The organism is Streptomyces sp. SID486 (genome assembly GCF_009865385.1).
In the GTDB taxonomy this organism is placed as follows: Bacteria; Actinomycetota; Actinomycetes; order Streptomycetales; family Streptomycetaceae; genus Streptomyces.
In genome coordinates this window covers 1-1,742 of record NZ_WWJT01000310.1, presented here as the reverse complement: position 1 = coordinate 1,742, position 1,742 = coordinate 1, and the positions used below count along the sequence as shown (strand labels likewise).

Annotated in this window: 1 protein-coding gene and 1 pseudogene; both read right to left on the bottom strand. The window is 74.9% G+C overall.

What is annotated here, in order from left to right; genetic code table 11:
- Positions 1 to 96 precede the first annotated feature (96 nt).
- The gene (locus tag GT045_RS14590; protein ID WP_161334429.1) at positions 97 to 1,068 is read right to left on the bottom strand and encodes an LLM class F420-dependent oxidoreductase; all 972 of its coding nucleotides are present in this window, start codon (positions 1,066 to 1,068) and stop codon (positions 97 to 99) included.
- 49 nt (positions 1,069 to 1,117) lie between these two features.
- Positions 1,118 to 1,742: pseudogene (locus tag GT045_RS14585) on the bottom strand (serine/threonine protein kinase); the annotation flags it as partial.

Genomic DNA, 1,742 nt, shown 5'->3' with positions numbered 1-1,742 from the left:
GCCGACGGCCGCCGGGATGCCGCGGGCACCGCACCGTGTCGTCCGGGCCGGGAGCCTCGCGGCCCGTCGGAGGCCGGCTCCCCGGATCCCGGGGCGTCAGGCGAACGCCCCGCGCAGCGCGGGCAGCAGGGTCTTCGCCGACCAGTCCAGGTAGTCCCGCTGCGACTCGCCGCCGATCTGCACGAGGGCGACCTCACCGAACCCCGCCTCCGCGTACGGCCGTACGGCCTCCACGAACGCCTCCGGGTCGTCGCCGCACGGGATGGAGGCGGCGACGTCGTCCTCCGTCACGAACTGGGTCGCGGCCTCGAAGGAATCGGGGTGCGGCAGCTCGGCGTTCACCTTCCAGCCGAGGCCGAACCAGCGGAACTGGGAGTGGGCGCGCTTGACGGCCGTGTCCCGGTCGGGGTCGTAGCACACCGGCAGCTGGCCGACGCGGGGTTTGCCGCTGCCGCCGTGCCGGTCGAACGCCTCCAGGAGGTCCGCCTTCGGCTCCGTCGCGATCACCAGGTCGGCGAGGTGCCCGGCGAGCTTGCAGGACTGCTCGCCGGAGACGGCGACACCGATCGGCGGTGTCTCCTCGGGCAGGTCCCACAGCCGGGCCGACTCCACGTCGTAGTGCTGCCCGTGATGGGTGACATGGCCGCCCTCGAACAGCGCCCGGATGATCTGCACGGCCTCTTCGAGCATCTCGTGGCGTACGTCAGCCGGAGGCCAGCCGCCGCCCACGACGTGCTCGTTGAGGTTCTCGCCGGCACCGAGCCCGAGGCGGAACCTGCCCTGCGACAGCAACTGCACGGTCGCCGCCTTCTGCGCCACGACAGCCGGGTGGTAGCGCAGGATCGGGCAGGTGACGTAGGTCATCAGGGGGATCCGCGAGGTGGCCTGGGCGGCTGCGCCCAGCACGCTCCACGCGTACGAGGAGTGTCCCTGGGCGCGCAGCCACGGGAAGTAGTGGTCCGAGATCACCGAGAAGTCGAAACCCGCCTCCTCGGCTCCCACCACGTGCTCCACCAGGTCCCGGGGGCCGGCCTGCTCGGTCATCATCGTGTATCCGATTTGCACCATACCGAGCGAGTCCCCGGCTGGGCGGAGGGAAAACAGCCCGCGGACCCGCTCAGTTCCCCGGCACCCGGAAGGTCCGCAGAGCCGTCCGCAGCGCCAGCCGGTCGGCGGCGCCGTCCCAGAGCGCGGCCGGGGCGGTGAAGCGCAGGGAGAAGCCGCGTCGGCCGCCGAGCAGGAAGCCGCGCCCGAAGGTGTGCGTCCGGGCGTCCCCGCTCCCCGCCAGCCACTCCAGGTCGGCTGCCGCGTGGCCCTGGTAGGTGGTGGCCCGGACCGCGCCGACCCGGTGGTAGCCCGGCAGCTTCGCCAGGCCCGGCTCGACGTCGTCCCGCCACACGGCGACGGGGTCGGGGCCCACCCGCTCGCTGTAGGTGACGGCGAGCGTGGTCGCGTCGCCGCCCCCGCCGAAGGTGACGCGGTAGGCGGCATCGGGTGCCCGGGAGGTGGTGAGCCGCTTCCAGCCGCCCGGGAGCGCCACGGAGAAGCCCTCGGGGGCGTCGTACCGGTGGTATCCGGCCGGCAGGGAGGGGGCGGCCGGGGAGGCCGGTGCGGTGGGCGGCGCGCTGGTCCCGCCGGGGCGCCGGCCGGTGGGGGCGGGCGGGGCGGCGGAGCTGGGCGGCGCCGACGCCGTGTCCGTGCCGGGCCCGGACAGCGCGCCGGTCGCGGCCAGCACCGCGGCG

Coding starts and splice junctions, on each gene's coding strand:
- GT045_RS14590 (WP_161334429.1), bottom strand. CDS start 1,068: ATGGTGCAAATCGGATACACGATGATGACCGAGCAGGCCGGCCCCCGG.